This window comes from Azotobacter tropicalis, assembly GCF_059739045.1.
This window is the reverse complement of sequence record NZ_AP046059.1, coordinates 1104124-1119187: the sequence shown is the minus strand read 5'-3', so window position 1 is coordinate 1119187 and position 15064 is coordinate 1104124. Positions and strand designations below refer to the sequence as shown.

At 64.9% G+C, this 15064-nt stretch carries 15 protein-coding genes and 1 pseudogene; 11 read left to right on the top strand and 5 right to left on the bottom strand.

The genetic code is table 11. The features are described from left to right. The first annotated feature begins 97 nt into the window (after positions 1 to 97). Positions 98 to 967, top strand: a complete 870-nt coding sequence (locus tag Atro_RS05140; protein ID WP_497926711.1) for a YihY/virulence factor BrkB family protein — start codon at positions 98 to 100, stop codon at positions 965 to 967. On the opposite strand, the gene Atro_RS05135 is transcribed toward Atro_RS05140, so the two are convergent. After that, positions 968 to 3001: a S9 family peptidase gene (locus Atro_RS05135; protein WP_497926710.1), complete on the bottom strand. Its 2034-nt coding sequence runs from the start codon at positions 2999 to 3001 to the stop codon at positions 968 to 970. It lies immediately after the preceding gene. Positions 3002 to 3108: 107 nt separating this feature from the next. Here Atro_RS05135 and Atro_RS05130 point away from each other — a divergent pair, with 107 nt between their 5' ends. Together Atro_RS05130 and Atro_RS05125 are read left to right on the top strand one after the other, a co-directional pair. Continuing rightward, positions 3109 to 3558 (top strand): hypothetical protein, encoded by a 450-nt coding sequence (locus Atro_RS05130; protein WP_497926709.1) that lies wholly within the window; start codon positions 3109 to 3111, stop codon positions 3556 to 3558. Between the two features lie 24 nt (positions 3559 to 3582). After that, positions 3583 to 4365 carry a class II glutamine amidotransferase gene (locus Atro_RS05125; protein ID WP_497926708.1) on the top strand — a complete coding sequence of 261 codons (783 nt, stop codon included), beginning with the start codon at positions 3583 to 3585 and terminating at the stop codon, positions 4363 to 4365. Between the two features lie 31 nt (positions 4366 to 4396). On the opposite strand, the gene Atro_RS05120 is transcribed toward Atro_RS05125, so the two are convergent. Both Atro_RS05120 and Atro_RS05115 read right to left on the bottom strand, forming a co-directional pair. After that, the gene (locus tag Atro_RS05120) at positions 4397 to 5575 is read right to left on the bottom strand and encodes a vWA domain-containing protein (RefSeq protein WP_497926707.1); all 1179 of its coding nucleotides are present in this window, start codon (positions 5573 to 5575) and stop codon (positions 4397 to 4399) included. 87 nt (positions 5576 to 5662) lie between these two features. Beyond that, positions 5663 to 6508 carry an AAA family ATPase gene (locus Atro_RS05115; protein ID WP_497926706.1) on the bottom strand — a complete coding sequence of 282 codons (846 nt, stop codon included), beginning with the start codon at positions 6506 to 6508 and terminating at the stop codon, positions 5663 to 5665. Positions 6509 to 6676: 168 nt separating this feature from the next. Between Atro_RS05115 and cysK the strand changes: the two genes are divergently transcribed. The 3 genes from cysK (at position 6677) to Atro_RS05100 (ending at position 8662) form a co-directional block, all read left to right on the top strand. After that, positions 6677 to 7654 (top strand): cysteine synthase A, encoded by a 978-nt coding sequence (cysK, locus tag Atro_RS05110; RefSeq protein ID WP_497926705.1) that lies wholly within the window; start codon positions 6677 to 6679, stop codon positions 7652 to 7654. Between the two features lie 176 nt (positions 7655 to 7830). Next, on the top strand, positions 7831 to 7968 hold the full coding sequence (locus Atro_RS05105) for a PA1414 family protein (protein ID WP_165493812.1): 138 nt from the start codon (positions 7831 to 7833) through the stop codon (positions 7966 to 7968). Positions 7969 to 8056: 88 nt separating this feature from the next. Continuing rightward, a complete protein-coding gene (locus Atro_RS05100; protein ID WP_497926704.1) occupies positions 8057 to 8662 on the top strand; it encodes a tRNA-uridine aminocarboxypropyltransferase in 606 nt (201 codons plus the stop codon). Position 8663: 1 nt separating this feature from the next. Here Atro_RS05100 and Atro_RS05095 read toward each other — a convergent pair whose 3' ends face one another. Both Atro_RS05095 and Atro_RS05090 read right to left on the bottom strand, forming a co-directional pair. After that, positions 8664 to 9068, bottom strand: coding sequence for a YbaN family protein (locus tag Atro_RS05095; RefSeq protein WP_497926703.1), 405 nt, complete (start codon positions 9066 to 9068; stop codon positions 8664 to 8666). A gap of 12 nt (positions 9069 to 9080) precedes the next feature. Then, a pseudogene (locus Atro_RS05090) lies at positions 9081 to 9667 on the bottom strand (UPF0149 family protein). A gap of 240 nt (positions 9668 to 9907) precedes the next feature. Between Atro_RS05090 and recQ the strand changes: the two are divergent. From recQ to Atro_RS05065, 5 genes are all read left to right on the top strand, one after another. After that, entirely contained in the window at positions 9908 to 12034 is a 2127-nt protein-coding gene (gene recQ, locus Atro_RS05085) for a DNA helicase RecQ (protein WP_497926702.1), read from the top strand. A 126-nt stretch (positions 12035 to 12160) separates the two neighbouring features. Further along, positions 12161 to 12607, top strand: coding sequence for a MarR family transcriptional regulator (locus Atro_RS05080; RefSeq protein ID WP_497926701.1), 447 nt, complete (start codon positions 12161 to 12163; stop codon positions 12605 to 12607). 103 nt (positions 12608 to 12710) lie between these two features. Further along, positions 12711 to 12995 (top strand): Rdx family protein, encoded by a 285-nt coding sequence (locus tag Atro_RS05075; protein ID WP_497926700.1) that lies wholly within the window; start codon positions 12711 to 12713, stop codon positions 12993 to 12995. A 106-nt stretch (positions 12996 to 13101) separates the two neighbouring features. Next, positions 13102 to 13926: a UDP-2,3-diacylglucosamine diphosphatase gene (locus tag Atro_RS05070; RefSeq protein WP_497926699.1), complete on the top strand. Its 825-nt coding sequence runs from the start codon at positions 13102 to 13104 to the stop codon at positions 13924 to 13926. Beyond that, positions 13923 to 14978 carry a glycosyltransferase family 4 protein gene (locus tag Atro_RS05065; protein WP_497926698.1) on the top strand — a complete coding sequence of 352 codons (1056 nt, stop codon included), beginning with the start codon at positions 13923 to 13925 and terminating at the stop codon, positions 14976 to 14978. The genes Atro_RS05070 and Atro_RS05065 overlap by 4 nt, the downstream gene beginning before the upstream one ends. Positions 14979 to 15064 lie beyond the last annotated feature (86 nt).

The following is a 15064-nucleotide window of genomic DNA, read 5'->3' as shown; positions in this document are numbered from 1 at the left end:
GCATGCCGCTCTCCTGCGGTGCCGCCGGTCGGCCGGCCGGCACCGATACCGATCCGGCACGTCTATCCCCTAGAGGCGCGAAGCAGGAGGGAGCGGCATGCATTTGCTGGATCTGCGGGGGATGGGGCTGGTCGAGGTCCTCAAGTGCACGGTGAAGGACTTCATGGCCGACGAGATGCCGACCTATGCTTCGGCGCTGGCCTTCCAGATGCTCTTTTCCCTGTTTCCCTTCCTGCTGTTCCTGATCGCCCTGATCGGCTTTCTCGACCTGCAGCGCTTCTTCGACTGGCTGCAGCAGCAGGCGGCCCTGCTGCTGCCGGCGCAGGCCATGGACACGGTCAACACCGTCATTGTCCAGTTCCAGACCGAGCGGGCCGGGCTGTTCTCGGTGGGGATAATCGTCGCCCTGTGGACGGCGTCGGCCGGGGTGCGCTCGACCATGCAGGCCATGAACAAGGCCTACGATGTCGAAGAGGGCCGCCCGGCCTGGAAGCGCATTCCCCTGTCGGTGCTCTACACCGTCGGCATCGCCCTGATGCTGCTGAGCGCGGCCGCCCTGATGCTCGTCGGCCCGGAGGTGATGAGCTGGCTGGCCGGCTGGGTGGGCCTGGAGCAACTGATCGTCACCCTCTGGACCTGGCTGCGCTGGCCGGTGGCGGTCCTGCTGCTGATCCTGGCGGTGGCCTTGATCTATTACGTGGCGCCGGACGTCGAGCAGCGCTTCCGCTTCATCACCCCCGGCTCGGTGCTGGCGGTGCTGGTGTGGATCGCGGCCTCGCTCGGCTTCGGTTTCTACGTGCGCAACTTCGGCCATTACGACGCCACCTATGGCAGCGTCGGGGCAATCATCGTCATGCTGCTGTATTTCTTCATCTCTTCGGCGGTGCTGCTGTTCGGCGCGGAGATGAACGCGGTGATCGAGCATCACCACCCCGAAGGCAAGGCTCCCGGCGAGAAGCAATTGTGATCAGCTGCGGCCGAGCACCTTGAGCAGGAAGGCATATTCCAGGGCCACGTCCTTGAGTGCCTGGTAGCGCCCGCTCATGCCGCCGTGGCCGGCGCCGAACTCGGTCTTCAGCAGCAGCAGGCGGTCGTCGGTCTTGCTGGCGCGCAGCCTGGCCACCCATTTCGCCGCCTCCCAGTACTGCACCCGGCTGTCGTGGTAGCCGGCCACCGCGAGGATCGCCGGGTAGGCCTGGGCGCGCACGTTCTCGTAGGGCGCGTAGGCCTTGATCTGCGCATGGACTTCGGGATCGTTCGGGTCGCCCCACTCGTCGTATTCGGTGACGGTCAGTGGCAGCTCGGGGTTGTGCATGGTGTTCAGCACGTCGACGAAGGGCACCTCGGCGATCGCCGCGGCGAACAGCTCCGGACGCCGGTTGAGCACGGCGCCGATCAGCAGGCCGCCGGCGCTGCCGCCGCTGATCGCCAGGCGGTCGGCGGCGGTGAAGCCCTGGGCGATCAGGTGCTCGGCCACGGCGATGAAGTCGCCGAAGGAGTTTTCCTTGCGGGTCAGCTTGCCGGCGCGATACCAGGCCTCGCCCAGCTCGCCACCGCCGCGCACGTGGGCGATGGCGAACACGAAGCCACGCTCCAGGAGGCTCAGCCGGGCATGCGAGAACCAGGGATCGAGACTTTCGCCGTAGGCACCGTAGCCATAGAGATAGAGCGGGGCGGGAGCGCCCAGGCTGTCGCGGCGGGCGACCAGGCTGACCGGGATGCGCGCCCCGTCCGCGGCCACGGCCCAGAGCCGCAGGCTGAGGTAGTCGTCGGCATCGAACGGGCCTTCCACCGGGGTTTCCTTGAGTACCCGCTGGGCGCCGCCGGCGAGATCCAGCTGGCGGATCTGCGCCGGCCGGTTGAGCGCCTCGTAGCGCAGGCGGATCACCGGGCTATCGAATTCCAGGATGTCCTGCACGTCCAGGCTGTAGGCGGCGTCCGGCAGCTCGACGCGGTAGGGCGTGGTCCCGGCCGGGTGCACCTCGACGATCGGCAGGCCCTGTTCGCGCAGGCTGAGGGCGAAGCCGCCGGCATTCAGGCTGAGGTCCTCGATCATCCGCGCGTCGTCGTGGCCGATCCGCGGGCGCCAGTGTTCGCGGCTCGGCGCGCCCTCGGTCGCCTGATAGATGGCGAAGTTGATGCCGTCCTGGTTGGTGCGGATCAGCCAGGCCCAGTCGCCGTCGAGGCGCCCGTGATCGGGGTAGTACTCGTGGCCCTCCTGGCGCGGCGCCATGCAGACGAAAGCCTCCTGCGGATGCTCGGCATCCAGTACCCAGGCCTCGCAGGTGGTCTTGCTGCTGCTGAGAAGGATCAACTGGCGCTCGGAGCTGGCGCGGTAGCAGTGGATGAAGAAGCGTCCGTCCGGCTCGTTGAACACCAGCTCGGCCTCGTCGGCGCCGAGCCGGTAGCGGTACAGCTTGTGCGGGCGCTGGGTATCGTCGAGTTCGGCGAAGAACAGCGTCCGGCTGTCGTTGGCCCAGGTCATGCTGCCGTCGCAGTCCTCGAAGGGCAGTTCGTGCAACGCGCCGCTGTCCAGCTCCCTGACGAACAAGCGGTAGATCTCGTCGCCGCTGGTATCCAGGCTGTAGGCCAGGCGCCGGTGGTCGGGGCTGATCTCGAAGGCGCCGAGCGACAGGTAGCCGCCGTCGGCCAGGGCGTTGGGGTCGAGCAGCAACTCCTCGCGGCGCTCGTCGGTCTGCAGCGAGCCGTCCGCCGGGCGCGGGCAGCGGTAGTGGCGCGGGTATTCGTCGCCGGCCGTGGTGCGCTGGTAGTAGAGCCAGGGTCCCCAGGGCACCGGCAGGGACAGGTCGGTTTCGCGGATGCGGCCCTTGACCTCCTGGAACAGGCTCTCGCGCAGCGCGCCGACATCCGCGAGTTCGGCCTCCAGATAGGCGTTCTCCGCCTCCAGATAGGCGAGTACCTGCGGGTCGTCGCGCTGCTCCAGCCAGCGGTAGGGATCGGCACAACGGCTTTCGACACGGGCGATGGGGGCTTGCAGCATGGGGGCTCCTGGCGGCGGCTGGCGTCCGACGGCGCGACTTCCGGCAGTGGCGCCGCGGTGGGGAAATGTCGTTATCATAAGCACCCTTCCGCCAGTCTCACACCGCCATGATCGATAACGACTATCTGCTTGCCTGGGTCGCCTACGGCGTCGCCGTGCTGGGTTGCCTGCTGGTCTGGTTCCGGCTGACCCGCTGGATGTGGCGCTGGTTGCGCGAGCCGCTGCGGCTGATCGTGGCGGTGCTGCTGCTGACCCCGACCATCGTCGACCCGGGCAAGGAGCTGTTCGCGCCGGCCATCGCCATCACCGTCCTCGACTTGCTGTTCGGTGTCGGCAACAACGCCTGGCGTGCGGTGGCCGACCTGGCGCTCTACGGGATGATCGCCATGGTCGTGTACCTGCTGGCGGCCGGAGTGCGCTGGCTGCTCTGGCGCCGTCGCGCCGGCGTGCTCGACACGGCGCCGGCGAGCGACGGGGACGAGCCGACCCTGCGCGAGCTGATGGCCCGCGGCGAGGTCGGCAAGCCGCAGGGCCTGCGTAGCGGCCCGCGTTTCTGACTGGCCGTCTGCGAGGGGCCCGCAATGTGCGAACTGCTCGGCATGAGCGCCAATGTCCCGACCGACATCGTCTTCAGCTTCACCGGCCTGATGCAGCGCGGCGGACGCACCGGGCCGCACCGTGACGGCTGGGGCATCGCCTTCTACGAGGGCCGCGGCCTGCGGCTGTTCCAGGACCCGGCGGCGAGCGCCGACTCCGAAGTGGCCCGGCTGGTGCAACGCTATCCGATCAAGAGCGAGCTGGTCATCGGCCACATCCGCCAGGCCAACGTCGGGCGGATTTGCCTAGCCAATACCCATCCCTTCGTGCGCGAACTCTGGGGTCACAACTGGTGCTTCGCCCACAACGGCCAACTGGCGGATTTCCAGCCGGCGGCGGGGTTCTACCGGCCGGTGGGCGACACCGACAGCGAGCGGGCCTTCTGCGACCTGCTCAACCGGGTGCGCCGGGCCTTCCCCGAGCCGGTGGCCGCGCAGGAGCTGTTGCCGATCCTGGTGGCGGCCTGCAACGAATACCGCGCCAGGGGCGTGTTCAACTGCCTGCTGGGCAACGGCGACTGGCTGTTCAGCTTCTGCAGTACCAAGCTGGCGGAGATCACCCGCCGCTCGCCCTTCGGCCCGGCGCGGCTGAAGGATGCCGATCTGACGGTGGACTTCCAGGCCGAGACCACGCCGAACGACGTGGTGACGGTACTGGCCACCGAGCCGTTGACCGCCAACGAGACCTGGATCGCCCACCAGCCGGGCGAGTGGACCCTCTGGCGGCTGGGCGAATGCGTTGCCCGCGGCGAGGTCGCGCCGGCCTGAGCCACCGGTGTTTTCCCCACCCAGGCCGGCTTCACTTGGCCAGATAGCGCATGCCTTCCTCGAGGCCGCTCAGGGTCAGCGGGTACATGTGCTGTCCGACCAGTTCGCGGACGATCTGGATCGAGCTGCCGTAGTTCCAGACGCGCTCGGGGGACGGATTGATCCAGATGAGCTTGCGGTAGGTTTCCGTGAAACGCTGCATCCACGCCAGACCGGGCTCCTCGTTCCAGTGCTCGACGCTGCCGCCGGGCTGGAGGATCTCGTAGGGCGACATGGAGGCGTCGCCGACGAACACCACCTTGTAGTCCGGCCCGTACTTGTGCAGCAGGTCGTGGGTCGCGATACGTTCGGAGTGGCGCCGGCGGTTGTCCGTCCACAGGGTCTCGTAGACGAAGTTGTGGAAATAGTAGTGCTCCAGGTGCTTGAACTCGCTGCGGCAGGCGGAGAACAGCTCCTCGCAGACCTTCACGTGGGCGTCCATCGAGCCGCCGATGTCCAGCAGCAGGAGCAGCTTCACCTTGTTGTGCCGCTCCGGGCGCAGCTGGATGTTGAGCAGACCGGCGTCGCGCGCGGTGTGGGCGATGGTGGCGTCGAGATCGAGTTCTTCGGCCGCGCCTTCGCGCGCAAAGCTGCGCAGGCGGCGCAGCGCGATCTTCAGATTGCGCGTGCCCAGCTCGACCTGGTCGTCGAGGTTGCGGTACTCGCGCTGTTCCCAGACCTTGACCGCCTTGCCCTGGCGCTCGCCGGCCTCGCCGACGCGGATGCCCTCGGGATGGTAGCCGCCCGAGCCGAAGGGACTGGTGCCGCCGGTGCCGATCCACTTGCTGCCGCCGGCGTGCCGCTCCTTCTGCTCCTCGAGACGCTTTTTGAAGGTTTCGAGCAGCTGCTCGAGGCCGCCCAGGGACTGGATCTGCGCCTTCTCCTCGTCGCTCAGCAGGCGCTCGAATTCCTTGCGCAGCCATTCCTCGGGGATCAGCGCCTCGAGTAGGACGTCGAGGTTCTCCAGGCCCTGGAAGTAGGCGGTGAAGGCCCGGTCGAACTTGTCGAAGTGCCGCTCGTCCTTGACCAGGACGGTGCGGGCGAGGAAGTAGAAGGCGTCCATGTCGGCGAATACCAGCCGCTGTTCGAGCGCCTCGATCAGGTCGAGCAGCTCGCGCAGCGTGACCGGCACCTTGGCCGCGCGCATTTCGTTGAACAGGTTGAGCAGCATGGGGATGCTCCGGTCAGACATTGCGTGGGGCGGGTAACCGCGAAGCGTTACCCGCCTGTGCTGGAAAGTCGCACGGCGGGTTTTCCCCTAGCGCCCGGTGCGGCGGGTCATGAAGGCCAGGCGCTCGAGCAGCTGCGTGTCCTGCTCGTTCTTCACCAGGGCGCCGGCCAGCGGCGGGATGGCCTTGGTCGGATCGCGCTCGCGCAGCGCCGCGAGGTCGATGTCGTCGGCCAGCAGCAGCTTCAGCCAGTCGACCAGCTCGGAAGTGGAGGGCTTCTTCTTCAGTCCGGGGATCTCCCGCACCTCGAAGAACACATCCAGCGCCTCGGCCACCAGTTCGCCCTTGATGCCGGGAAAGTGCACGTCGACGATTCTCTGCAGCGTCTCGCGGTCGGGGAAGGCGATGTAGTGGAAGAAGCAGCGGCGCAGGAAGGCGTCGGGCAGCTCCTTCTCGTTGTTCGAGGTGATGACCACGATCGGCCGCTGACGGGCCTTGACGGTTTCGCCGGTCTCGTAGACGAAGAACTCCATGCGGTCGAGCTCCTGCAACAGGTCGTTGGGGAACTCGATGTCGGCCTTGTCGATCTCGTCGATCAAGAGGACCACCCGCTCCTCGGCCTCGAAGGCCTCCCACAGCTTGCCCTTGCGGAGGTAGTTGCGCACGTCGTGGACCTTGTCCACGCCCAGCTGCGAGTCGCGCAGGCGGCTCACCGCATCGTATTCGTAGAGGCCCTGCTGGGCCTTGGTGGTGGACTTGATGTGCCAGGCGATCAGCCGGGTGCCGAGAGACTCCGCCAGTTGCTCGGCGAGCAGGGTCTTGCCGGTGCCCGGCTCGCCCTTGACCAGCAGCGGGCGCTGCAGGGTGATGGCGGCGTTGACGGCAAGCTTGAGGCTGTCGCTGGCCACGTAGGTGGAGGTGCCCTGGAACTTCATCGTGAATCCTCGCATGGGGTGGTGCCGGGTGCGTCGGCCTTTCGTGGTTGGACCGGGGCCCGACTATAACGTGCAGGCGGCGGGGCAGGAACGCCGGGATCTGGACGGCGTTTGCGCGGCGACTTAGGCTTGCCCATCTTTCGCGCATACACCAACAAGGAGCGCGCCATGAGCCGCATCTATGCCGACAATGCACAATCCATCGGCAACACGCCGTTGGTCAAGATCAACCGCCTGGCTCCCCAGGGGGTGACCATCCTGGCCAAGATCGAAGGACGTAACCCCTCCTATTCGGTCAAGTGCCGGATCGGCGCCAATCTGGTCTGGGACGCCGAGGCCAGTGGGCGCCTGAAGCCCGGCATGACCCTGGTCGAGCCGACCTCGGGCAATACCGGCATCGGCCTGGCCTTCGTCGCTGCGGCACGCGGCTACAAGCTGATCCTCACCATGCCGGCGTCGATGAGCCTGGAGCGGCGCAAGGTGCTCAAGGCCCTGGGCGCCGAGCTGGTGCTCACCGAGGCGGCCAAGGGTATGAAGGGCGCCATCGAGAAGGCCACCGAGATCGCCGCCTCGAATCCCGAGCTGTACTTCATGCCGCAGCAGTTCGACAATCCGGCCAACCCGGAGATCCATGAGAAGACCACCGGCCCGGAGATCTGGAACGACACCGACGGTGCTGTGGATGTGCTGGTCGCCGGGGTCGGCACCGGCGGCACCATCACCGGCGTGTCCCGTTACATCAAGCAGACCTGCGGCAAGCCGTTGCTCTCGGTGGCCGTCGAGCCGGCCGGCTCGCCGGTGATCAGCCAGACCCTGGCCGGCGAGGAGGTCAAGCCGTCGCCGCACAAGATCCAGGGCATCGGCGCCGGCTTCGTGCCGAAGAACCTGGACCTGACGCTGGTCGACCGGGTCGAGCGGATCACCGACGACGAGGCCAAGAGCATGGCCCTGCGCCTGATGCGCGAGGAGGGCATTCTCTGCGGGATTTCCAGCGGCGCGGCCATGGCCGCCGCGGTGCGTCTGGCCGAGCACGAGCCCTCGCTGCAGGGCAAGACCCTTGTGGTGATCCTGCCGGACTCCGGCGAGCGCTACCTGTCGAGCATGCTGTTCGATGGATTGTTCAGCGAGCAGGAGCTGGTCCAGTAGCCGGTGGAGCGCGGCGGCCTGTTGCCGCGTGCTTGCGGGCAGCTCGCTCCATGCTTTTTGATGCGAGTCAGGCCGTCAGGCGAAAACAGGGGCTATCCTGAAATTAAGGATGGCGCAGATTGCCCGTGCAACTGCTGCCTGAATGCCCCACTTGGTCGTAACCGGAGGAACTGGTCATGAACGCTTGGCTCAATCGTTTGCTCGCCGATCTCGCTACCTTGTTCGGTCTGGATGCCGCCGGGCGCCTGCAGCCGATTCCTCTGGAAAGCGACGAACGCCGTCGTCTGGCCGAGGAGCGCGCACGCCGTCGCTGATCGCTGTTCTGGCAAGGCGCCTGCGGGCGCCTTGTTTCGTTTTTCGTCCCGTCCACGCTGTGGCAGACTGCTCCGCCGAGGAGAGTTCATGTCACGTCCCCGCTGTTCCCGTTGTGCGCGTCCGCTGAGCCATTGCCTCTGTGCTCTCGTTCCCCGCTTGTCGAGCCGTACCCAGGTGCTGATCCTGCAGCATCCTGCCGAGGCTTCCCATGCCCTGAATACCGCCCGCTTGGCCGCCTTGGCTCTGGACCATGGCGAGTTGCGGGTCGGCGAAACCTTTCCTGAGCTGGCGGCGGAGCTGGCGCACGGTACCTACCGCAACTGCCTGCTGTTTCCCGGCGAGCAGGCTATGCCACTGGCCGAGCTGGCTCAGGACGGGCCGCCCCTGCAGCTGATCGTGCCGGACGGCACTTGGCGCAAGGCCCGTCGGATGCTCCATCTGAATCCACAACTGGCCGCCTTGCCGCGGGTTGCCTTGCCGGAAGGTCTGTCGTCTCGCTATCGGCTGCGCAAGGCGCCGATGGCCGGAGCGCTGTCGACCCTCGAGGCGATCGTCTGCGCATTGAACATTCTCGAGGGGCCTGGTCGCTTCGATGCCATGCTGCGGCCCTTCGAGGCCCTGATCGAGGGGCAGATCGCGGCGATGGGGGCGGCGGTCTACCGGCGCAATCATGGCGGCGATCCGGCGAGATAGATCAGTCGGCCCGTATTGGCCGGGTCTTTTGCCTGAGGATGTAGAGCGTGACCAACACGGCACTGGCCAGCATGAGCAGGCGGGCAGGAAGCAGCGAAACCAGATAGCAGGACAGCAGGATGCTCATCCACATCAGGCCGATGGCGTAGACCTTGCCCTTGAGGGGAATGCCTTCGCCGTCCAGGTAGTCGCGGATCCAGGGGCCCAGCCAGGGGTGGCCGACCAGCCAGAGGTAGAAGCGCCGCGAGCTGCGCATGAAGCAGGCGGCGGCCAGCAGCAGGAAGGGCGTAGTCGGCAGCAGCGGCAGGAAGATGCCGATCACCCCCAGCGCCAGGCTGAGCAGGCCGACGGCTTGCAGGGCATGGCGCACCACGGGGGAGCGGCTTTCGCGGACGGTGCGTGACACCCGCCGCCTTCCTCAGTGATTGCGTGGCTTGAGCAGCGCGGGTTTTTCCTCGGGGCGTGACAGAGCAGGAACAGCGTGGTAAGCAGGTCCGGAATCTGCTGGATCATTTCATTGACCAGCTTGCGGTCATGGGCGATTTCCGCGAAGTCCGGCTGATCTTCGAACAGCCCGGAGGCGATCATGATCGGCAGCAGCAGTTCGCTGACTTCCTCCTCGGCGTCTTCGAACCAGGCCTCCTCGCGCAGGAAGACCCCTTCCATGAAGCCGATGCACCAGCCGCGCAGGTCGGAGTCATCGGGGTCATCGCCCAAGTCGAGCTCGCAGGGCAGCTCGGGCTCCTCGTCGCTGGCCAACTGGCGGCCGATATGGGCCTTGAGCTGGAGCAGCGTGGATTCGATTTCCTCCCGTTCGATGTCGCTGCGGTAGTGCGGCGGCTCGGCGAACAGGGCATCGATCCATTCGTGTTCGGGCACTGTGTCCGGGCAGATCGACAGGGCCGTCAGGTAGCCGTGGGCAGCGACGTAGTCCAACGCTTCTTCATGCAGATCGTCGGCGTCGAGAAAGGCTTGCAGGCGGGACAATTGCTCGGCGAAGGACATGGCACGACTACCTTGAGGGTTCGGGAGGCTGGATTTTAGCCCGGATAAGGTCTGGCGGCGTGCTGTTGCAGGTTTTTTTTCGTGGCCAGGCGCATGGCTGGTATCCAGCTGCCGCCCGAGTGGCGGCCGACAGCCGGGTAGTCACGTATAATGTGCCGCTTCATGACGGCCCTGCCCGGGGTCGTGCGCTCGATTCAACCCGACAGGCCATCCGGCCTCGTTGCTCCGCTTGGAGTATCCATGCTCGAACAGGCCCAGCGCATTCTCAAGGACGTCTTTGGCTACGATGCGTTCCGTGGCAATCAGGCGGCGATCATCGAGCGCGTCGCCCGTGGTGGCGATGCCCTTGTGCTGATGCCGACCGGCGGCGGCAAGTCGCTCTGCTACCAGGTACCGGCATTGCTGCGCGAGGGGCTGGCAGTGGTGGTTTCGCCCCTGATCGCGCTGATGGAAGATCAGGTCGCCACCCTCGACGAGCTGGGCGTACCGGCGGTAGCGCTGAATTCCACGCTGAGCGCCGACGAGCAGCGCGAGATCGCCGAGCGGATCCGTCTGGGTGAGATCAAATTGCTCTATCTGGCTCCGGAGCGTCTGGTGCAGCCGCGCATGCTGGTCTTCCTGCAGCGCCTGCCGGTCGGCCTGTTCGCCATCGACGAGGCGCATTGCGTGTCCCAGTGGGGACACGATTTTCGTCCCGAATACCTGCAGCTGGGCCAGCTCGCCGAGCTGTTCCCGCAGGTGCCGCGCATCGCCCTGACCGCCACGGCGGATAAGCGTACCCGCGAGGAAATCGTCCAGCGCTTGCACCTGGAAAACGCCGAGCGCTTTCTCTCCAGTTTCGACCGGCCGAACATCTTCTATCGCATCGTCGCCAAGGATCAGCCGCGCAAGCAGCTGCTCGGCTTTCTCGCCGAGCGTCGTGGCGATGCCGGGATCGTCTACTGCATGTCGCGCAAGAAAGTCGAGGAAACCGCGGCCTTCCTCTCCGAGCAGGGTTTTCCGGCGCTGCCGTACCACGCCGGACTGTCCAACGAGCTGCGCGCCCTCCACCAGAAACGCTTCCTCAACGAGGAGGGGCTGATCATGGTGGCGACCATCGCCTTCGGCATGGGCATCGACAAGCCCAACGTGCGCTTCGTCGCCCACCTCGACCTGCCCAAATCGCTGGAGGCCTACTATCAGGAAACCGGCCGGGCCGGGCGCGACGGCCTGCCGGCGGACGCCTGGATGGCCTACGGTCTGCAGGACGTGATCTTCCTCAAGCAGATGCTCAATAACTCCGAGGGCGACGAGCGGCACAAGCGCATCGAACAGCACAAGCTCGATGCCATGCTGGCGCTATGCGAGGAAACCCGCTGCCGTCGCCAGGCGCTGCTGGCCTATTTCGACGAGGAGCTGGCCAAGCCCTGCGGCCACTGCGACAACTGCGTCGACGGCGTGCAGACCTGGGATGCCACCGAGGCTGCCCGTCAGGCACTGTCGACCATCTACCGCAGCGGCCAGCGCTATGGCATCGGCCACCTGGTTGACATCCTGCTCGGCCGCGACAACGACAAGGTGCGCGGTCTGGGTCATCAGCACCTGTCGGTATTCGGTGTCGGCAGGGCGCACAGCGAGGGAGAGTGGCGCACGCTGTTCCGCCAGTTGGTTGCTCGCGGCCTGGCCGATGTGGATCTGGACGGCTACGGCGGCCTGCGCCTGAACCAGAGTTGCCGGGCGTTGCTGCGTGGCGAGGTGAGTCTGGAACTGCGCCGCGATCTTAAGCCGCAGGCACCGAAGCCTGCGGCCAGCGCCGCCAGCCAGCTGGTCCGTCACGACGAGCGCGAGCAGTGGGAGGCGCTTCGCACGCTGCGCCGCAAGCTGGCAGAGGAGCACTCGGTTCCGCCCTATGTGATCTTCCCCGATGCAACGCTGCTGGAAATGCTGCGCAGCCGGCCGCGCTCGCTGTCCGAGATGGCACGGGTCAGTGGCGTCGGCGCGCGCAAGCTGGAGCGTTATGGCGAGGCTTTCCTCGGGGTACTCAACAAGAGCCTCGGCGAGGCGCCAAAGCCGGCGACCGACCTGCGCCACGAGTTGGCCAGCTTGGCTCGGGCCGGCATGACGCCGGCGCAGATCGCCCGTCAGCTGGACTGTACCGAAAAGAACGTTTATAGCCTGCTGGCAGAGGCCATCGGCCGTCGTCAGCTCACCCTCGAGCAGGCGCTGGATCTGCCCGAGGAATTGCTGGGCGAAATTCACGATGCCTTTCTCGATGGTGATGGCGAGTTGCCGCCGGTCGCGGCGCTTACCGAGCAGTTCGCTGGGCGAGTGCCGCAGGAGGTACTGCATTGTGTGCGTGCGGCCCTGCAGGCCGAATTCGACCTCTGACCGACGACTCGCATTGGATATGCTTGTTTACATCTTCTGACTAAAAGTCGCGTGGCATATTGTTCGGCTTGCGGTTACGGTTAGCTCACTAATAATTAGTCCAAGTACTAGTGCGAGCTTTTTTTCATGTCCTACTTGAATCAGCATCGTTTTGCGATGCAACTTGCCCAGTTGTCGCGTGCCTGGCGTGCCGAACTGGACCGCCGGCTGTCCGGAATGGGCCTATCGCAGGCGCGCTGGCTGGTGCTGCTGCATCTGGCACGTTTCGAAGCCCGTGTCGGCAAGTGGCCAACGCAGCGCGAGCTGGCCGAGAGCGTGGCGGTCGAGGGGCCGACCCTAGCCCGGCTGCTGGATACCCTGGAGGCGCAGGGGCTGGTCAGTCGTCAGGCGGTGGCCGAAGATCGGCGGGCCAAGCGGATCGTGCTGAACCCGGTGGCAGTGCCGCTGATCGAGAAGATCGAGGCTATTTCCTCTGAGTTGCGCCAAGAGCTTTTTGCCGGGATCGATCCGGAAGAATTGCGCCTCTGTCAGCAGGTGCATGCGCGAATTCTCGCCAATCTGGAAAAGCGTTGAGGCTCTGGGTGCTGGCTCCAGCAAGGCCCAGACCGACGAGGGTATGTGCCCATGTTGCAGCGCTATCATGATAGCTAGCCTGTCACAGTTTCCCGGAGACGTCATGGCTACGGCCAAGCCCGAAATCCTCATTACCTATTGCACCCAGTGTCAATGGCTGCTGCGTGCCGCCTGGCTGGCTCAGGAACTGCTCAGTACCTTCGGCGAGGAACTCGCCAAGGTCAGCTTGGAGCCTGGCCGCGGCGGGGTATTTCGCATCACCTGTGATGGCGTGCAGGTCTGGGAGCGCAAGGCCGATGGCGGCTTTCCCGAAGCCAAGGTGCTCAAGCAGCGCGTGCGCGATCTGATTGCGCCGGACCGCAATCTCGGCCACAACGACCGTCCCTGATTGGTGCGGTGGCGTCTGGATAGATTGTCACTGAATCGACCCGGCATCGTCACGGTGCCTTCATCCTCGCTGCGGAAGATCGGTGAAACCCTGCCGGAGATCGCCGATGAGCAGCGCCCACTTCTTTCAGCCGATCGACAAGCAATCTGTCCGTACGCTCTGGATTTCCGATGTGCATCTGGGAACGCGGGATTGCAAGGCCGAACATCTGGCGTGTTTTCTCAAGCGCTATCACGCCGATACCCTTTATCTGGTAGGCGACATCATCGACGGTTGGCGATTGCGCAGTGGTATCTACTGGCCACAGACGCATACCAATGTCATTCGGCGCCTGCTGACCATGAGCAAGCGAGGCACAACGGTGATCTATGTCACCGGCAACCATGATGAGTTTCTGCGTCGCTATTCGGCACTGGTGCTGGGCAATATTCATTTGGTCGACGAGGCCGAGCACGTCACGGCCGATGGCCGTCGGCTGCTGGTGGTTCATGGTGACCAGTTCGACGTGGTCACCCGCTGCCACAGGTGGCTGGCCTTCCTCGGCGACTCCGCCTACGGCGTTACCCTGATTCTCAACCGCTGGCTCAACCACTGGCGCGAGCGCTGGGGCTACGGCTACTGGTCGCTGTCGGCTTTTCTCAAACACAAAGTGAAGACGGCGGTGAACTTCATCAGCGATTTCGAGGAGGCCATCGCGCATGAGTGTCAGCGTCGTGGCTTCAGTGGTGTGGTCTGCGGTCATATTCATCATGCGGAGATCCGCCGCATGGGAGAGGTGGAATATCTTAATTGCGGCGATTGGGTGGAGTCTTGTACGGCTCTGATCGAGCATTGGGACGGTACCATTGAGCTTTATCGTCTGGCCGAGGAGCAAACGCTCCCGCTGCACCAGGAGGACGAATTGGCAAGTGCGGTCGAGACGGCTGCATGAGAATTCTGATTGTCAGCGATGCCTGGCTGCCGCAGGTCAATGGGGTAGTCACCAGTTTGCAGTCTTTGATCGACGAATTGCGTGAACTCGGCCATGAGGTGCGTTTGCTTTCGCCCGGCGACTTTCGCTCTCGGCCCTGTCCGACCTATCCAGAAATTTCACTGGTTTGGGATTTCTGGAGGGTGGGACCGGCAATTCGCACATTTCGGCCGGATTGTGTGCACCTGGCCACCGAAGGGCCTCTTGGGTGGGCTGCCCGGCACTGGCTCATTAAGCGTAAGATGGCGTTTTCCACAGCTATTCACACCCGTTTTCCGGAGTATGTCCATACCCGCTGGCCATGGTTACCGCTGAGCTGGGGCTATGCTCTGCTGCGTGCTTTCCACCGACCAAGCCATGCGGTACTGGTGAGCACCACGCGTCTGCGCGAGGAGTTCGGGTATTGGCGTCTGCCGCGTCTGGTCATCTGGCGCAAGGGAGTGGACACGCGTCTGTTCTTTCCGCAGCCGGGGCGGTCCGCACCGAAATGGCCAATTTTTTTGTATGTCGGGCGCATTGCTCCGGAGAAGAATCTGGAGGCATTTTTGGCGCTCGACTTGCCGGGTGAAAAGCGGGTGGTTGGCGACGGGCCGCAGCGCGTAGAACTGGAAGCACGTTATCCCGACGCTCTTTTTCTCGGCTATCGCCATGGTCGGGAACTGGCTGCGGCTTATACCGAGGCCAGCGTGCTGGTATTCCCCTCGCGTACCGATACCTATGGTCTGGTGATGTTGGAGGCATTGGCTTGTGGTACTCCGGTGGCAGCATTTCCAGTGCCGGGACCGTTGGACGTGGTAGTGGCGGGTTTGAGCGGTGTGCTCGACGAGGATCTAGGCAAAGCCTGTCTGGATGCGTTGGTGCTAGACCGTGCGCATTGTGCCGAACTGGCGGGTCGACAGTCATGGCGAGTCTCGGCAATCGAGTTTTTGGCTCATCAAGTGCTGGTGGATGGTGAGCCATGCGCCCGGATGCAAGAGCACGCTGGATTTCGAGCAGATTTCTTGGCCGATTAGGTGGCTGCAGAGTGATAGTGCTTTTGATGGGCCAGATTTCAATGCGAATTTCGATGCACTTTAAGCAGCTAAATGGGAGGGTGTTT